Source organism: Streptomyces sp. NPDC056224, assembly GCF_042267665.1.
GTDB lineage: Bacteria > Actinomycetota > Actinomycetes > Streptomycetales > Streptomycetaceae > Streptomyces.
On sequence record NZ_JBHJTK010000110.1, the window covers coordinates 1 to 1,512 of the forward strand.

Genomic DNA, 1,512 nt, shown 5'->3' on the forward strand with positions numbered 1-1,512 from the left:
CCGGTATCGCGGGCCCCGCGCTGCTGACCGTCCTGCTGAGCCAGATCGTCCCCGAGCTCGGGCTCGCCAACGACATGCTGCTCTTCCTCACCTTCACGGTGGCAGCGGCGCTGCTCGGCGGACTCCTCCCCGCCCTGGCGTCGGCGGCGTTCGGGTCCCTGCTCCTGAACTATTACTTCACCCCGCCGCTGCACGAGTTCACCATCTCCGACCCCTTGAACATCGTCGCCATCGCGATCTTCGTAGGAGTGGCCGTGTCCGTCGCCTCGGTGGTCGACCTGGCCGCCCGGCGCACCCACCAGGCCGCCCGCCTGCGCGCCGAGTCCGAGATCCTCTCCTTCCTCGCGGGCAGCGTCCTGCGCGGCGAGAACTCCCTCGACGCCCTCCTCGAACGCCTCCGCGAGACCTTCGCGATGCAGTCGGTCGTCCTCCTGGAGCGCGCCAGCGAGGTCGAACCCTGGACCACGGCCGCCTCCGTCGGCATCAGCCCCGTCAGCCGGCCCGAGGACGCCGATGTCGACCTCCCCATCGGCGACAACATGGCCCTCGCCCTCACCGGCCGGGTCCTGCCCGCCGAGGACCGACGGGTCCTCGGCGCTTTCGCCGCCCAGGCGGCCGTCGTACTCGACCGCCAACGCCTCGTCGACGAGGCCGAGAAGTCCCGCGAACTCGCCGAGGCCAACCGCATCCGCACCGCCCTGCTCGCCGCCGTCAGCCACGACCTGCGGACCCCGCTCGCCGGCATAAAGGCCTCCGTCAGCTCGCTCCGCTCCGACGACGTCGAATGGTCCGAGGAAGACAAGGCCGAACTCCTGGAGGGCATCGAGGACGGCGCCGACCGCCTCGCCGCACTGATCGGCAACCTCCTGGACATGTCCCGCCTCAACACCGGCACCGTCGTCCCGCTGATCCGCGAGACCGACCTCGACGAGGTCGTCCCCATGGCCCTGGGCGGCGTACCCGAGGACAGCGTCGAACTCGACATCCCCGAAACCCTCCCCATGATCGCCGTCGACCGCGGCCTGCTCGAACGAGCCGTCGCCAACATCGTCGAGAACGCCGTCAAGTACAGCCCCGACGGCCAACCCGTCAACGTCACTGCCAGCGCCCTGCACGAGCGCGTGGAACTGCGCGTCGTCGACCGCGGGCCCGGCGTCCCCGACGAGGCCAAGGACCGCATCTTCGAACCGTTCCAGCGCCACGGCGACGCCCCGCGCGGCGCCGGAGTCGGCCTCGGCCTCGCCGTCGCCCGCGGCTTCACCGAGGCCATCGGCGGCACCCTCACGGCCGAGGACACTCCCGGCGGCGGCCTCACCATGGTCATCACCCTCCCCATAGCGGGCGGCGCACCGCCGGTCACCGCGGAACTCCCGACATCGGCGGTCACCTGAACCGGCCCGCGGACCAGGCCCGATGATCGCCGGTCGCATCCTGTGGCCGGCGATCGTCCCCCGCATCAACTCAGTGGGCCCGCGATGGCCGTGAGGGCGGCGAGGTGGCGCCGATAGGTGG

1 protein-coding gene is annotated in these 1,512 nt (G+C 71.6%); it reads left to right on the forward strand.

Annotated elements, in window-relative coordinates; genetic code table 11:
• Positions 1–1,391 (forward strand): ATP-binding protein (locus ACFCZ1_RS38505; RefSeq protein ID WP_376682913.1); only part of this gene is annotated, 1,391 nt, incomplete at its 5' end.
• Between the last annotated feature and the right edge of the window lie 121 nt (positions 1,392–1,512).